Here is a 15142-nt window from a genome sequence, read left to right on the forward strand (position 1 = left end):
TGCTCGGTTCACGCGACTTTCAATCACATATTGACACGGCAGGTGAGCTGCGTTGCACTTGTGCGCAATTCGCCACCTGCCGGAGGACGCTATGCGCATCCGCCCCGCCCTCATCGCCGCCCTGTGCTCCCTCACTTGCTCCCTTGGCATCGCCGCGCCCGCCCAGGCCGCGGACGCCACCTTCTACCTCGACTGCGCCTCAGGCAGCGACGCCGCGGCCGGCACCTCACCCGCCTCCGCGTGGCGCTCGCTCGCCAAGGTGAGCGCCACCGCCTTCTCGCCGGGTGACCGCATTCTGCTCAAGAGGGGGACGGCCTGCACCGGGACCCTCGCCCCGCAGGGCTCCGGCGTCCCCGGCCGCCCCATAGCCGTCGACGCATACGGCAGCGGTGCGGCCCCGCTGGTCGCGGGTGCCGGCGCCCCACGCGCGGTGGTGCTGCGCAACCAGCAACAGTGGGAGATCCGCAACCTGGAGATCACCAACTCCGGAGCGAGCAAGGGGAATCGCCGCGCCGTTTCGATCGAACTGAGCGACTACGGAACCGCGAGCCACTTCGTGCTGGAGAACCTCGACATCCACGATGTCAACGGCGACGACACCAAGGACCTCGGCGGCAGCGGCGGCATCTACCTGACCGTCGGCGGCACCGCCGTACAGACCCGGTTCGACGACGTGGCGATCCGCGGCAACAGCATCCGCACCGTGGACCGGGAGGGGATCTTCTTCGTCTCCACTTGGAACCGCTCCGGCTTCGAGACACCCAGCGCCGGCACGTTCCTGCCCTGGACCGGCGTGACGGTCAGCGGCAACCGGCTGAGCGACCTCGGCGGCGACGGCATCGTGGCGGGCAACACCGCGGGGGTGCTGGTCGAGCACAACACCGTGCAGGGCTTCCAGCGACGCTCGGCCGGCTACAACGCGGGCATCTGGGCCTACGACTCCGACAACGCCCTCTTCCAGTACAACGAGGCGAGCGGCGGCGTCTCCACCCGGGACGGCATGGCGTACGACATCGACCAGGGCAGCGTCGGCACCGTCTTCCAGTACAACTACAGCCACGACAACGCGGGCGGCTTCTTCCTGCTGTGCAACGCCAACGGCATCCTGCGCGGGGCCGTGGTGCGCTACAACATCAGCCAGAACGACGCATACCGCGGCATCGAGAACTGCTCGGGCCCGATCGAGTCCGCCGACGTCCACAACAACACGATCTACATCGGCCCGGGTGTCAGCCAGTCCGTGATCCAGGAGAACAGCACCACCACCCGGCACGTCAGATTCCGCAACAACGCCGTGGTGAAGGCCGGTTCGGGCACTGCCTCGATGACCCTGCGCGGCGGTGGCTACCAGCTCGACCACAACCAGCTGGTCAACATCACCGGCGCCCCCGTCGGCGCCGGCGCCACCACCGACCCGCTCCTGCGTGCCGCCGGCACCGCCACCGACCGCGCGCACGCCGACGGGTACCGGCTCTGCGCCGGTTCGCCGGCGCTGGCTGCCGGGGCGGTGATCCCCGGTAACGGTGGGTACGACTACTTCGGCACCCCGGTCCCCGCAGCCGGCGCACCGGCGATCGGCGCGGCCGAGGGCCCGGGCGTCACCTGCGCCGGGCCGGTCAACTCCGGTGCCACCTACCGGATCGGACGCACCGGAACCGCTCAGGTGGTGGACGTACCCGGGGCGGTCGGCACCGGTGGTACCCAGCTGATCCAGTGGACCTGGCACGGCGGCAACAACCAGCGCTGGACCTTCGCCGCCAATGCGGACGGCAGTTGGACGGCCCGCAACGTCCAATCCGGACTGTGCCTGGACGTCAACGCCAGCTCCACCAGCGCCGGAGCAGCCGTCATCCAGTGGACCTGCACCGGCAACGACAACCAGCGCTGGCGGATCACCCCGACACCCGGGGGCAGCCACACCCTGGCCTCCGTCCGCAGCGGCCTGCTGGTCACCGCCGCGGACGGCACCGACGGCGCCCGGCTCACCCAGCAGCCCAACTCCGCTGCGGCCACCCAGAACTGGACCTTCACCCTCAGCTGACCTCTCTGGAGCGCCCGGCATGACCACATGGGTGGTCCAGCCGAGTTCCATCCACAGCTGAGCGTGTTCCAAACCGCCAAAGCCACAGACCTCGGCAGGCCGCCGCGCGTGTTCGCGGCGGGTCCGCGATCGTGAGCGTAAAGGTGGAGGAACCCTCACTCCTGCCGCTCCGCCCAAGGATCCGTGGGGCGGAAGTGTGCGTGGTGTTCCCGCAGGAAGGCGTCGAGGGTGCGGGGAGGGCGGCCGAGGAGTTCGGCGACCGTGGTGGTCGGGCTCTCGGGCCGGGTGACGGCGAGTTGCTGGATCTCGGTCACGTGGTCGGCGAGCCAGTCGGGCAAGTGGGCGTTGCGGATGAGGCTGTCGCGCAGGTCGCCCGGCGCGAGGTTGACGTAGCGGACCGCACGGCCCGTCAGAGTGGTCAGTCGTGCGGCGAGTTCGGGGTACGCGACGGCTTCGGGTCCGGTCAGGGTGTAGGTGCCGCCGGCGATGCCGGGCCTGGTGAGGGCGGCGGCGGCGACGTCGCCTATGTCGCGGCAGTCGATGAAGTTGCAGGGCGAGTCGCCCATCGTGCCGAGGATGACTCCCTGGGCGACGGCGGGAGCCAGGCGCAGAAGGTTCTGCATGAACGCGTAGGGGCGCAGAACGGTGTGGGTGAGACCGCAGGCGCGCAGGTGTTCCTCGACGGCGTGGTGTCCGCGCGAGACGGCGACCGGGGAGTCGGGTTCGGCGGCGGGTGCGGAGACCTTGACGATGTGTCCGATGCCGGCCCGGACGGCGATATCGATGGCGCGGGTTTCGAGCGCGACCTGCGCGGGGCCGTTGGCCATGGTGAGGAAGAGCTGGCCGGCGCCCTCGAACGCGGCGCGCAGGGACCCGGGGTCGGAGGCGTCGGCGTACTGGACCTCAACGGGCCGCGGGTGTAAGCCGGTTGCGCAGGGGATCGGGATGTGCGGAGTACGGGTCAGCGCGCGGACGGGTGCGCCGAGGGCGAGGAGACTGTGGAGCAGGGCGTTCCCGGTGGCACCGGTCGCTCCCATGACAACGATCATCGAGTACTCATTCCTTTGTTCGTTCCTTGGTGGCTTCGGTCAGGCCCGGGCCCGTCGGGCGGGTGGGCCCGGTGGCGGGACGGGTTACGCCGAGGAGCCCGGGAGTGCCGGGGTGGCGGCGCGCCAGCGGAGGGTGACGATGGTCGTGGCGAGGGCCGCGGAGACGGGCAGGTCGATGCGCAGGCGCTCCAGCCAGGGGTTGACGGAGACCGGGGTGTGGACGGGTACCCATGGGATGTGGACGGGTACCCATGGGGCCGCGAACCATCCCAGCAGGGCCGCCGCGCCGGCGGTGGTGGTGACGAGTGCGGCGGTCAGGGCGAAGCGCGGGGTGGTGACGGTCCAGCGTCGGGGCCGCCCGCCTCGCCGCAGCCAGGCGCCGACCAGGAACGCCACCACGGCAGAGGTGCCGGCGATGGAGGTGCAGGCGGCCACGGCCAGGTCCCGCTGCCCGTTGACGAGACCGGCGGTGCCGGCCATCAGTGCGGGGGCGGCGTAGGCGGTCAGCACTTCACGCCACAGGGTGAACGGCCGGGACGCCCGGGAGGCTGCTCGGTTGCGGCTGGTCCTGTCCGTCGTTACGGGCATGGTGGCCTCTTTCTCGTACGTGCGAGGGAAGCGAAGGGTCGCGGCGAGGAGCGGGGGCGGGGCGGCAGACCCACCCTGCCTTCATGTAATTAGGCAGCTAACTACTGGGCCAAAAAAGGACCCGCCGAAGGGCGGGGCCAGAACAGCGGAGAACGCGGTCAGTCGGCGACCAGGGCCGCGCTGCCGCGGACCACTCGGGCGAGCAGCTCAAGGAACACCGCGCGCTCCTCGACGGAAAGCCCGCCCACCATCACCTCGAGCCGCCTGAAGTGCTCCGGCGCCATGTCGCGCAGGAGCTGCGCACCACGCGCGGTCAGGATGGCCACCGTGCCACGGCCATCCTCCACGGAGGGCCGGCGCGCGATCAGACCTTCCCGCTCGAGGCCGTCCAGCAGGCCGGTGACCGTGGCCCTGGAGACACCGAGGTCGGCGGCAAGGCGCGACGGAGACTTTTCCCCACCGTGGTCTTCGAGGTCGGCGAGCACTCGGTAGCGCCCCGTCGACAGGCCGAAGCGGGCGAAGTGCACCTCGGTCATCCTGCCCACCCGCGCACCCGCCGAGATCAGCCGCACCGCGACCAGCACCGCCTGGGGATCGACCTCCAGGCCGTACTGCTCGACCTGCCTCCTGGCCTGGTCGAGCGTAGGCGCCTCACCGTCGATGCCGTCGCTCGTCATGCAGATAATATGGCGGCTAACTACTTGGCCTGTCAAGGGATTCCGAGCTGGGCCGAGCAGCTGCCCCTTCCCGCGACCTCGTCGGCCCGCCCGGCCCCGTGGACCGTGGACCGTGCGAAGGTGAGGGCATGAGGCTGAGGCGATGAGCGCGGGATCCGCCGGCCGCCTGGTGCTGCTGCGCCACTCCAAATCCGCCCGGCCGGGCGTCGCGGACCACGAGCGGCCACTGGGTCCGCGCGGTCTGCGGGACGCACCCGCGGCGGGCCGCTGGCTGCGCGACGCAGGCTGCTTGCCGACACTGGTGATCTGCTCCACCGCCCGGCGGGCCCGAGAGACCTGGGCGTTGGCGGCCGGGCAACTGGGCGCCGAGGTCCCGGCGCGTTTCGACGAACGGGTCTACGCCGCCGAGCCGGAGGAGCTGCTGGAGGTGGTGTCCGAAGTGTCGGATGAGGTGAAGACGCTGCTGCTCGTCGGCCACAACCCGGGCCTGGAGGAGCTGGCCGTCAGCCTCGCCCGGAAGGCCGTGGCCGCCGCGGAGGCCGAACCGATCGAACGCCTGTCCCGGAAGTTTCCGACGTCCGCGATCGCGGTGCTCTCCTGCCCCGCTTCCTGGCAGGAGCTCGCGCCGGGCTCGGCCCGGCTGACCGACTTCGCCGTCCCCCGGGGCGCCGCCCGCTGACGTACGCCACAGGCGCATCCGGAAGTGGTTCACATGGCCCCCGACGCAGCCGATCCGAAGGCTCCCTCCGGAATACGGCGGATCGTCGGCCCTCCCCCGTGCCCTGTTCGCCGCCCGCAGCGCGGGCGGATGCGGCTGCGCCAGGTCAGGTCAGGCCTGCGGAACCTGTGCGGCGAGGGCCTGTGGGAGGGCGGCGCGGATGGCGGTGATCAGGGTGCGGCTGGAGTCGAAGGCGGCGGCCATGCCGGCGGTGGGGTTGGTGTCGGCCCGCTGGTGGAGGACGACGCCGAGGATGAGGCGGGGGACGCCCGCCACCTCCTGGGTGGCGGCCCACATGAGGTTGCCGCCGGCCGGGGTGGAGGAGCCGGTCTTCAACCCGATGACCCCGTCCTGCCCGAGGAGCTTGTTGCTGTTGTGTATCCGCACGCCGACGCCGGGGGCCGTGACGGCGGGCGTGGCCACGATCTGGCGGAAGGCCTCGTTCTTCATGACGGCGCGGGCCAGCTTCAGCTGATCGGCTGCCGTGCTCGTCGTGTTGGACTCGATGCCGGAGGCCCCGGTGTAGGTGGTGCGGTCCATGCCGAGTGCCGCGGCGGCCTTGTTCATCTTCCGGGCGAACTCCTCCTGGCCGCCCGCGTCCCAGCGGGCCAGGAGCCTGGCGACGTTGTTGCCGGAGGGCAGCATCAAGAGTTCCAGGAGCTGGCGCTGGGTGTATTCGCGCCCCGCGACGACGGGGGCGGTCGACTCGACCGAGGAGTAGGACTCGTCGGCCGCCTGCTGGTCGGCGATCACCGTTGCGCCGGGTGCGCCGCCTGGCATCGGGTGGCCGGCGAGGATCACGTAGGCGGTCATGACCTTGGTGACGCTGGCGATCGGTACCGGCGTCTGCTCTCCCTTGGTGCCGAGGCTGCCGATCCCCTCGACCTCCGCGCTCGCCTGGCCTTCCGTCGGCCACGGCAGGTCCATCGACACGGCCGGGGAGGTCACGGAGGCTACGGGTGGCACCTCATCGACCGCCTCACCACCCACACCCACACCGAACCCACACCCGACGGCGGAAAGACCATCTGCGCCCACGCTCCCTGGTAGGGCCGCGGCCCCAGGCCCAGGCGCGGCCCCGCCCCTGGTGAGAGCACATGGCCGGGTCCTGTCTGGCCTTCGCGGCGGGGGCACGACACGCTCAAGGCACAACCAGCCTGGTCTGGTGGGAGACCCCGCACCGCCCGGGGTCCAGCCTCGGGTGGACGGTACGGGTGGTCTCGCTCGGCTTTGCGCGGCCCAAGGCGGCCGCGCGCTTGACTGCCTTCTCCGCCCGAATCCGGGAGCCGACCGTAATGGGCTCCGATCCGAAGGCGGATCCGACGACCATGCACCCCACCCCGAACATCCCCTCGGCAACGTCCACAGGGCCCCGCACCGTCCTGACCATCACCGGCGCGATCGACATGGACACCTGCCCGCACATCACCGCGACCCTCGACGGACGACCGCACGCTCGTCCTGGACCTGTCGGCCGTCACCTTCATGGACTCCAGCGGCCTCACCCTCCGCAACCGCACGGAGGCCGCACAAGGCACGCTGGAACTGCGCGGACTTCCCGACCAAACCCTGCGCCTCCTGGACATCACCGCAGCACGCGACCTCTTCACCCTCACCCCCTAAGCTTGGCATTTATCCTCTGCGGGCTTGGTGTTCCTTGATTGATTCGGCTCGTTTGACGGTCTTGCCGACGTTGTGGTGCTCGGCTCGGTGCTTGTTCTTCGTGCCCAGGGGTCGTCCGGGGCCGGGTCGGGATGGTTTCGGTGCGGCTGCAGGGCGGGCCGCGGTTGCACGGACGTTGCGAAACCCCCGCCGGACCCGGGCGGGGGTGAGGCGACGAGGTTCGGTTCGTCGTTCCCAGGGCCGCCGGAGGTCTTCGGTGAGGGGCCGGGCGAGACAGAGCTGGGTATGTGCGGCGATGATCAGCCAGGTCCACAGATCAGCGGTGTCGGCGCGGCGGATCTTCGGTGCGGTCCATCCGAGGGTCTGTTTCATCAGCCGGAAGGTGTGCTCCAGGTCGAAGCGGCGGAGGAACGACTGCCACCACCGGTCCACGTCGGCCGACACGGCCGAGGTTGCGGAGCACCACAGCCAGACCGGCTTCGGGTCGCGGTCGCCCGGCAGGTACTCCACCTTCAGTCGCATCAATGTGCCGTGCAGGACAGGCAGTTCCTCTTCCGCATGCTCCAGCCAGGGGCCGCGGTGAGTGAGCCGGGGATGCATCCGGTTCCAGGCCATCGTCTCTGCCTTGCCGTAGCGGGTGGTGTCCGTGGCGGTGGTGACGTCGGGCTGGTGCCATGTGTCGGGCTTTGCGAAGGTAAGGACGCCGCCGTGCCGGCGGGGTCGTCCGCCCTTGGGTCCGGAGCGGGCGGGGCCCGGGTCGCGGAGCATGACGCGGTCCGAGCGCAGTCGTCCGAGCAGCACGACGGGCAGGTCCTGCAGGGAGTGGGAGAGGTAGGTGACGTCGTAGCCGGCGTCCATCACGATCAGGATCTCGGGGTCGCCCGGCTTCCAGTGTCCCGCGTCGGCCAGGCGTTCCACGACCTCGCGGAGCTGGGCGGCGGTGACGAGTGTCGCGTCGTCCGCGGGTCCGAGCCGCAGGGCGTCCAGTAGACGGCACCAGGAGGTGCGGCCTGTTTCCAGGGCGGCGACGAAGGAGTACGGCCAGCCCGGGATGAACTGGTCCGTTTTGCGGTCGCCACGTCCGTAGACGTGGCAGAACAGCCGGTCGTCGCTGGTCGGAGCGTCGGGGCGGAGCCAGTTGCTCACGTCGACAGCCAGTACGATCCGCCCGTCGGCCGTCTTCGGCAGCGGTAGGCCGGCCAGAGCGCGTCGCAGACGCGACGGTTCGGTCCAGCCGCGATCCAGCCCCGCGTACAGAGCGCCGTGTCCGCGCCGGTGTTCGGCCGTCAGCGACAGCTCGACCAGGGTGTTCACCGGCCCGTCCGCACACAGCACCGCGTCGGTGAGCTCGAAGAGCGCGTCAGCCCGGGCATACAGGCAGTCGTAGAACTCGACACGAAAGCGGGACAACACCTCCAATGCCTCGCGTCCGGACACGTCGGCAGACAGACTCATACACAGCGGCCGTTCTCTGGTGCTTTGTTACTCGACATCTCGAAGCGTGGAGAACGGCCGCCTCCGCTGTCCCGGGAAACACCGCAGATCAGCAGGTCGGGTGACGAGCGAGGATAAACGCCAAGCTAAGACCGACCGGCAAATGGATCACTTGAGGCGTCGGGTGGTGGGGCGGTCGGCCCAGCGGTAGCGGCTCGTTGCTCGACGGATGAGCATGCGGAGCGTGACGAGGGCGGCGGCCAGGTACAGGTAGAAGTCCACGATGCTGCCGCTCTTCTCTGTGCAGCGCCGCAGCTTGCCGTAGTCGTTCATCCACGAGTGCGTGCGCTCGACCACCCAGCGCTTGCCGGCTTGGATCGGGGCTGGCACGCCCTTACGCGCGATCTCGGCCGTGAATCCCAACTCGGCTATAAGCGCACGGGACGTGGTGCTGTCGTAGCCGCGGTCGAGGTTGACGTTGACCGCCGTCGGCATTGCGCCGACCTGTGCCTTCGCCGCCTCCAGGGTGGGGCCCAGCAGGGGTGAGTCGTGCCGGTTCGCGCCGGCGGAGACGATTCCGATCGGGACACCGCAGGCGTCGGAGGCGACCGAGCGTTTCAGTCCTTGCTTGCCCCGGTCGACCGGGGAGCGTCCCGCCTTCTCACCGCCGGACGGGGCCTTGGTGATGCAGCCGTCCACCGAGATCTCGCCCAGCCCGAGACCGATCATCCGGTCGTGCGCCTCGAGAGCCAGTGCGTGGACCTTCTCGGATATCCCCAGTTCAGACCACTCCTTGACGCGGCGTCTGATGGTGCGGTCGGAGCATCCGGGGGTGGAGATGCGCTCGTAGCCTGAGCCGTGGACCAGCGCGAGCACGACGTGCTCGAAGACCGTCCGGTCAGCGATCCGGCGGCGGTGGCAGCCCAGCGGGTGGTCCGCAGCGAACTCTCGCCGGGCGGGCAGGAGGGCGGAGAACTGGTCCCAGAGGGGTTCGAGCAGGCAAGATGGCAGCGCGGGCACGGCCGTCCTTCGTGATCACTGAGCGTAGAGAACTCCATGATCACGTGGACCCGTGCCCGCACTGCATCCACCGCGCTCGATCACTCGACAGAGGCTGCCTATTGCCGGTCGGTCTAAGCCGCCCGGTCCACAACGGCGCAGTGGCGTCTTGCTGCCCTGACTGGGTAGCGCCGATTCCTCTGCACCCTGCCTCTCTGCTGCGCGTACGAGTCACGCGCAACTGCAGGCCGGCCCGTCCGCGGTCAGTGGCCGAGGGTGTTTCTTGAGCTGCTGTTTGGTCATCGTCGAGCGGCCCTCGATGCCCACGCCCACTGGTCGTGTGATGCCACCGTCATGGTGCGCGCGCCCTCACCAGCTCGCATCCCGTCTTGGGCCCGCGCCCAGGCAGCAGCCCTTGGGCTCCGCCACGGCGCGCTCCGGTCACCGAAGTCCAGGCCCCGGGGCACGGCCAGACCCTGGGGCCAACAGACCCCCGGGAGCGCCTCGCATTCGGGCGTAGTGGGGTGGTGCGGCCGGCGAGGCGGAGGCGGCTCGGCGTTCTCTTCTCAAGCAGACCCGACCTGCCGTGACCTTCGCCCGTCGCCTGCCCGCCGACGCCAGCGGGCAAGCACAGGAGTCAGTCGCCTGTGGAGGCGGTCAGCGGTCGGTCGCTTCTGCGGCACGCCGGTATTCGGCGTTGAGGCGCTGGGCTTCCTCGAGCTGGTCTTCCAGGATCACGATCCGGCACGCGGATTCGATCGGGGTGCCCTGGTCCACGAGCTCCCGCGCGCGGGCGGCGATGCGCAGTTGGTAGCGGAAGTAGCGGCGGTGGCCGCCTGCGGAGCGCAGTGGGGTGATGAGGCGGGCTTCGCCGATGGCGCGGAGGAAGCCCTGGGTGGTGCCGAGCATCTCAGCGGCCCGGCCCATGGTGTAGGCGGGGAAGTCGTCGTCGTCCAGGTGGCCGCCGAGGGGGCCGGTCGGATTCTCTGCTGTCATGTGCGCCTCTCTGTGGAAACGCGTGGAGGGGCCCTGGCGCCTATAAGCGCCAGGGCCCCGAAGGAACTGCTACACCATCTGCCGGCCCTGATCGTGCGCCGGCCTTCTGTGTCCGCCTGCCCGAACGCAATGCTGTCGGGGCCGCGGGGATCGCGGTTGCTTGACCGGAGACCACCTCACTATCGATGTCCTGCGGTACCCGGACCCAACTGTCCGTCCGGGCGATCCTGATGGTGCTCGGCCCCTCCGTTCTTCCCTCTGGGATCACTTCACTGCTGGGTACTGCTTTCACTGCGGTACTGCACCTACGGGTCCTGCTGGCGATGCGAACTGCTCTACGGCCTGTTCTAGCGCCGCGCTCCGGCAGCCAGCCCCGTTGCCCGTCGTGCGTCTGCTCTGGCTTGGAACCCCACTGCCGGACCTCCCGGTGCGCGCGCCCGCAGCCGACGCCTTCACCGAGGTACCGCTCTCACTGAACTTCACTGCTGGGTACTGCCACTGCGGCACTGCTCGCGGCGGCCCCTGATCACTACGGGCCACATGGTCCGGCCGTCAGTCCCGTCGCCATCCTGCACAAGCTTCCGGCTTCGACACTCCACGACCGCACCGCACTGCGTACTGCAACTACCCGGTACTGCTGGCGGTTTCCACTGATCGTTGCGACTCAGCAGTAGGCGAGTTCTCTTGACCAGCGTCTCATGGCCTCGGCCGGTGTTCGGTCTCCGAGGACCAGACGGGGGCGCTCGTTGAGCTCACGTTCGACTTGCGCGAGGTCGCGGGCGGTGTAGTGGTAGAGGTTCGTGCCTTTCGGGAAGTACTCGCGGAGCAGTCCGTTTGTGTTCTCGTTGGTGCCTCGCTGCCAGGGCGAGTGGGGGTCGCAGAAGTAGATCCGGAATCCGGTGAGGTCCTCTATTTCCTCATGGTGGTAGAGCTCTCGGCCCTGGTCCCAGGTGAGCGTGCGCCGCAGCGAGGCGGGCCAGGCGGCGGTCTGGGCGACGAGCGCGTCGCGGACCTGCGGAGCTTTCCAGCCTTGGGGCAGGTGGATGAGCCGGACGTAGCGGGTGGCACGGTCGACCAGGGTGCCGATCGCGGAGGCCTGTGCCTTTCCGACGATGAGGTCGCCCTCCCAGTGCCCTGCTCGTTGTCTGGCCTCTGCCTCGCGGGGGCGGGTGTGGACCGGCCGCATGTTCGGGATGGCGTTCTTGGACGGTATGCCGCGGCGCTGCTTCTTGCGGCGGGAGCGCCGGGTCCTCAGCCGGGCGGTGCGCTTGTCCAGGAGTCCGAGGTAGAGGGCGCGGTAGATGGTCTCCGGGCAGGCGTTCATGTCGGTCTGGCCAGGATGGGTGCGGGCGAGGTGACGGGTGATCTGCTGCGGTGACCAGCGCTGCCCCAGCTTGTCGTTGACGAAGGCACGCAGTTCGTTGCTGGTCTGGAACTTCTCCTCTTTCGGGCGGCGTCGGCGCAGGATGGCCTGGTTGTGCGACCACCACCCAATGTCTACTCCAGCCAGCATAGATTTTCGCGACCGCGTCTATGAGGAATCTGACTTCCTCGCGCGGAGGAATTCGATGCTGACGGGACCCTGAACCTGGCCGGCACCCTCTACGCTGAGCGCATGGAAGACGCGCAGAACCGCATTCCGCCCGTAGAGGTGGAGAAGGATGACCAGCAGGTGATCGTGCATGTCGGCGGTGAGATGGACATCGACCGGGCCCCGCTCCTCGCCGAGGCCCTGCGCACGCTGATCACCCAGACCGACTGCCCGCCCGAGGTCGTCATCGACCTGACCGAGCTCTCGTTCTGCGACTCCTCCGGGCTCAACGCACTCCTCCAGGCCCGCCTCACCGCCGAGGAACGCGGTCGGCGCATCAGCCTCCACGCCCCCAATCAGCAAGTCACCAAGCTCCTCGAGATCACCGGCACCCACCAGCTCTTCCCCATCACCCGCCCCGGCCAGCCCGAATAGCCCCGGCTCCGGATCAAGCAGGCCCCGCCGGGGGGGCACCGGCACGCTGCTTCCTCGGTCGCCGTCCGGCGAAGGAGCCACCGGGCCGCCGCATGGCCGGGCCGGGGACCCCCAGCCCGGCGAGAGAACCCGTGGCTGGCACCGTCCGGCCGGGTGACCTCCGCGCCTGCGCCCGGCCGCGTACCGCGGCGCCCGGTCCGGGACCCGCGAGGATGCACAGGCGAAACCGTTCCCCACCGGCTGGAGTCCACCCGTGCTCGAACGCAAGCAGCTGAGGACCCGTGCCCAGGTCACCTTCGTCCTCCCCGACCACACGCCCGACGGGCCGGTCAGCGTGGTCGGCGACTTCAACCACTGGAACCCCGCCGCCCACCCGCTGGAATCCCGCGGCGACGGCACCCGTGCCACGACCGTCAGCCTGCCCCGCCACAGCGCACACTCCTTCCGCTACCTCGCCGCCGGCGACTACTGGTTCAACGACGACACCGCCGACAGCCACGACGGCACCAACAGCCGCATCCACACCTGACGCGGCTGGCCTGACGCCTGATCCAGCCCGGCTGGTGAAGTCGCCTTCCTGGCGCACGCGTCGAAGCCGGTTACCGCTACGCCGAAGGCCAGGACACCCAGTCGAAGGCCAGCGCCCGTCCGGGCAGCCAGCCGCGTACCGCAGCAGCGCCTCACGCTCGACCTGGTCCACCACCAGCGCCCACCAATGCTTGGCAGCCCCCACTCACCGATGTACCGGCGGTGCACCGTCGGAGGCGGCGTCCATGTAGCCGGGCCGGACGCAGTCCCGGCAGGCTGGCCGGTGGAGCTCACCCGGGCCGTGCCGGGACCCGCTCGCCCAGACCGAAGTCGTGTGGCGCGAAGGCCAGTGCGCCTTGGCGACCGCGTCCTTCTCGGACTGCCCGCTCGCCTGCGGAGTGACCTTCCGGGGAGGCAGTCCGCGCACGTGGTAGCACGCGTACACGCAGGGGATGCCCCACCGGTCGGCCGCACCCCGCGCTCCGGCGGCCGCCCTCATGCCGTTCGTCGGCCCCACATCACACCCCTCGGCCGCCGCCACGAGGGTGCCGAAACCCTCGCCGACGATCATGTCCGCCCCACGCCCGTGGGCACGACACCCACCTCTCCGCCCCAGGCGCGAACGGGCGCCCGGTCACAGACGCCCTCGCCCGCCCGGGCTCCCCACCCGAGTCGGCAGAGAGCGCCGCGCAGCGTGCAGCGCCCACCCGCGCTGCACGCATGTCGGCTGCGGGGCTACTTCGAGTGGTCGATCACGTTGCCGTTGGAGCAGTTGTTGGTGTGGTCACCCGTCCAGTCCCCCATGACGGGTACGAGGGCGGTTTCCTGGAGACACCCCGCGGCGGCCGTGAAGTTCCAGTTGTTCGCGGCGTTGACGCCGCCACGGAAGTTCGAGTCGTTGTCGGCGTGTGCCGGGGCGGCCAGGCCGACGGAGGCAAGGACGAGAGCTGCAGCAGTGATGATCTTCTTCATGGCCTGAGCAACGACCACCGCCACTCGGGGACACAACCCCATAGGCCATGCGGTGCGCGCTACGCCACGGCAGGGGGCCGGCCGACGAGGTCTCCGCCGCGACCACCTCGACCGGGGTGCAGCCGACCCCTGGGGGAGGTTCCCGGTGAAGCCAGGTCGGTGTTCCCGTTGACCCGCCAAAGGACTCACGTTGCAGCTTCCCGCCGGAGCCAGCCGCCCGCCTGGCGACGCGGTCGGGGAGCCCAACAGGCACCTGCTGCTCCTGGAGTGCGTCCTCAGGGAAGATGTCGAGCAGGCCATCGTGGCCCTCGACGAGGGAAGTCCTGACACCACCACTGATCAGGCGGCCGACGCCGCACCGCAGGCACCTCGTCCGCGCACCGGGTAGGCGAACCGGCCGTCCGCGCGGCAGACCGCCCCAGCCCCGAAGGACGGCGAGACATGGCAGGTGTGGACACGACCGCGGCGCATGACCGATGCCCTTTTCGTCGAGAGAGCGTGGCGCAGCCGCAGTTCGACGCGGTTTGAGTCCTGCTGGTTTTGGCGGCGGTCATCGCCGGCGCCGGTGTCGTGGGCGACTCGACGGCGACGGTGATCGGCGCGATGATCGTCGCTCCGCTGATGACACCCATTCTCGGCAGCGCGTTGGCCCTGGTGCTGGCCGACCGGGAGCACCTGGTCCGCAGCGCGCTCCTTGTCCTCGGCGGTGCCATGGCGGTGGTGCTGATCGGGATGCTGCTCGGGCGGGTCGTCTCCCCGCCCGACGCGTTCGCGTCCAACAGCCAGGTGTCCTCGCGTATCAGCCCCCGCCTGATCGATCTCCTGGCCGCACTGGCAACCGGTACCGTCGGTGCGTTCGCCCTGGTGCGGACGGATATCTCGGACACGCTGCCCGGTGTCGCGATCGCGATCTCCCTCGTCCCGCCGCTCGCGGTGACCGGTCTGCTGATCACCGCCCACCGCTACCACGACGCCGGGCAGTCCGCGCTCTTGTTCGCGACCAACGTGGCCGCCATCGTTGCCACCGGCACCGTCGTCTTCCTGGCCTACGGCGCCCTCACCGGGGCGCAGGAAGCGGGCATGACCGTGGGGAAGTTCCGGGGGGGGCGACCCTTGGTGCCGTCGCGGTGGTCGTCCTGCTCATCGCGGTGCCGCTCACCGCCGGCACGGTGACCGTCGCTCGCGATCGCGCTCTGGCCGCCAACGCGCGGCCCGTCGCCGAGCGGTGGGCCGCCGAGAGGAGCTGGCAGATCGCGTCGGTGGAGGCCCGCAACGGCATCGTGGTGGTCGGTGTCCTTGGTCTGCCGCCGCAGCCGGCCCCGGCTGCCCTGCGTGCCGCTCTCGACCGCAACGGGACGGCAGACGCTGACCTCGAACTCCACCTCGTCGGCGGCCGGACCCACCGGTGCCCGGCAGACACCACCACCTGCAGCACACGCGAGGCTGGTCGCAGCCGACCGGGCCCGGAACGGACGGCCGGGGCCGGTCCCCACCGGGCCGCGGAACGGACGGCCGGGGCCCGTCACGTGGCGGGGACGGTCTTCAAGCCTC

Annotated in this window: 16 protein-coding genes and 1 pseudogene; 7 read left to right on the forward strand and 10 right to left on the reverse strand. The window is 70.1% G+C overall.

The annotated features are described in order from the left end of the window. Positions 1–91 precede the first annotated feature (91 nt). The gene (locus OG435_RS04905; RefSeq protein WP_266875526.1) at positions 92–2041 is read left to right on the forward strand and encodes an RICIN domain-containing protein; all 1950 of its coding nucleotides are present in this window, start codon (positions 92–94) and stop codon (positions 2039–2041) included. A gap of 155 nt (positions 2042–2196) precedes the next feature. Here the strand turns inward: OG435_RS04905 and OG435_RS04910 are convergent, their stop codons facing one another. The 3 genes from OG435_RS04910 to OG435_RS04920 form a co-directional block, all read right to left on the reverse strand. Continuing rightward, a complete protein-coding gene (locus OG435_RS04910) occupies positions 2197–3078 on the reverse strand; it encodes an NmrA family NAD(P)-binding protein (protein ID WP_323187783.1) in 882 nt (293 codons plus the stop codon). 96 nt (positions 3079–3174) lie between these two features. Further along, the gene (locus OG435_RS04915) at positions 3175–3678 is read right to left on the reverse strand and encodes a hypothetical protein (protein WP_266875528.1); all 504 of its coding nucleotides are present in this window, start codon (positions 3676–3678) and stop codon (positions 3175–3177) included. A 158-nt stretch (positions 3679–3836) separates the two neighbouring features. Beyond that, positions 3837–4355 carry a MarR family winged helix-turn-helix transcriptional regulator gene (locus OG435_RS04920; protein WP_266875529.1) on the reverse strand — a complete coding sequence of 173 codons (519 nt, stop codon included), beginning with the start codon at positions 4353–4355 and terminating at the stop codon, positions 3837–3839. Positions 4356–4497: 142 nt separating this feature from the next. Between OG435_RS04920 and OG435_RS04925 the strand changes: the two genes are divergently transcribed. Next, positions 4498–5034, forward strand: a complete 537-nt coding sequence (locus OG435_RS04925; RefSeq protein WP_266875530.1) for a SixA phosphatase family protein — start codon at positions 4498–4500, stop codon at positions 5032–5034. Positions 5035–5184: 150 nt separating this feature from the next. Here OG435_RS04925 and OG435_RS04930 read toward each other — a convergent pair whose 3' ends face one another. Next, positions 5185–6063 (reverse strand): D-alanyl-D-alanine carboxypeptidase family protein, encoded by an 879-nt coding sequence (locus tag OG435_RS04930; protein ID WP_430625574.1) that lies wholly within the window; start codon positions 6061–6063, stop codon positions 5185–5187. 471 nt (positions 6064–6534) lie between these two features. Between OG435_RS04930 and OG435_RS04935 the strand changes: the two genes are divergently transcribed. After that, on the forward strand, positions 6535–6696 hold the full coding sequence (locus OG435_RS04935) for an STAS domain-containing protein (protein WP_323187936.1): 162 nt from the start codon (positions 6535–6537) through the stop codon (positions 6694–6696). Between the two features lie 9 nt (positions 6697–6705). Here the strand turns inward: OG435_RS04935 and OG435_RS04940 are convergent, their stop codons facing one another. From OG435_RS04940 to OG435_RS04955, 4 genes and pseudogenes are all read right to left on the reverse strand, one after another. Continuing rightward, positions 6706–8151, reverse strand: coding sequence for an NF041680 family putative transposase (locus tag OG435_RS04940; RefSeq protein WP_266875532.1), 1446 nt, complete (start codon positions 8149–8151; stop codon positions 6706–6708). Between the two features lie 147 nt (positions 8152–8298). Then, entirely contained in the window at positions 8299–9150 is an 852-nt protein-coding gene (locus OG435_RS04945; RefSeq protein ID WP_266875534.1) for an IS5 family transposase, read from the reverse strand. A gap of 636 nt (positions 9151–9786) precedes the next feature. Continuing rightward, complete coding sequence (locus tag OG435_RS04950; RefSeq protein WP_266875536.1) at positions 9787–10125, reverse strand: MerR family transcriptional regulator; 339 nt, start codon at positions 10123–10125, stop codon at positions 9787–9789. Positions 10126–10789: 664 nt separating this feature from the next. Further along, positions 10790–11614: pseudogene (locus OG435_RS04955) on the reverse strand (IS30 family transposase); the annotation flags it as partial. A 126-nt stretch (positions 11615–11740) separates the two neighbouring features. Between OG435_RS04955 and OG435_RS04960 the strand changes: the two are divergent. After that, entirely contained in the window at positions 11741–12091 is a 351-nt protein-coding gene (locus OG435_RS04960) for an STAS domain-containing protein (protein WP_266875540.1), read from the forward strand. 253 nt (positions 12092–12344) lie between these two features. Then, entirely contained in the window at positions 12345–12620 is a 276-nt protein-coding gene (locus tag OG435_RS04965; RefSeq protein WP_266875542.1) for an isoamylase early set domain-containing protein, read from the forward strand. A gap of 204 nt (positions 12621–12824) precedes the next feature. Here OG435_RS04965 and OG435_RS04970 read toward each other — a convergent pair whose 3' ends face one another. After that, a complete protein-coding gene (locus OG435_RS04970; protein WP_266875543.1) occupies positions 12825–13190 on the reverse strand; it encodes a hypothetical protein in 366 nt (121 codons plus the stop codon). Positions 13191–13354: 164 nt separating this feature from the next. After that, the gene (locus OG435_RS04975; protein ID WP_266875544.1) at positions 13355–13591 is read right to left on the reverse strand and encodes a hypothetical protein; all 237 of its coding nucleotides are present in this window, start codon (positions 13589–13591) and stop codon (positions 13355–13357) included. A 190-nt stretch (positions 13592–13781) separates the two neighbouring features. On the opposite strand from OG435_RS04975, the gene OG435_RS04980 reads away from it, so the two are divergent. Together OG435_RS04980 and OG435_RS04985 are read left to right on the forward strand one after the other, a co-directional pair. Further along, the gene (locus tag OG435_RS04980; protein WP_266875545.1) at positions 13782–13979 is read left to right on the forward strand and encodes a hypothetical protein; all 198 of its coding nucleotides are present in this window, start codon (positions 13782–13784) and stop codon (positions 13977–13979) included. A gap of 152 nt (positions 13980–14131) precedes the next feature. Continuing rightward, complete coding sequence (locus OG435_RS04985; protein WP_266875547.1) at positions 14132–14764, forward strand: DUF389 domain-containing protein; 633 nt, start codon at positions 14132–14134, stop codon at positions 14762–14764. Positions 14765–15142: the final 378 nt, after the last annotated feature.

Origin of the sequence: Streptomyces sp. NBC_01264, from assembly GCF_026340675.1 — a bacterium.
Lineage (GTDB): Bacteria > Actinomycetota > Actinomycetes > Streptomycetales > Streptomycetaceae > Streptomyces.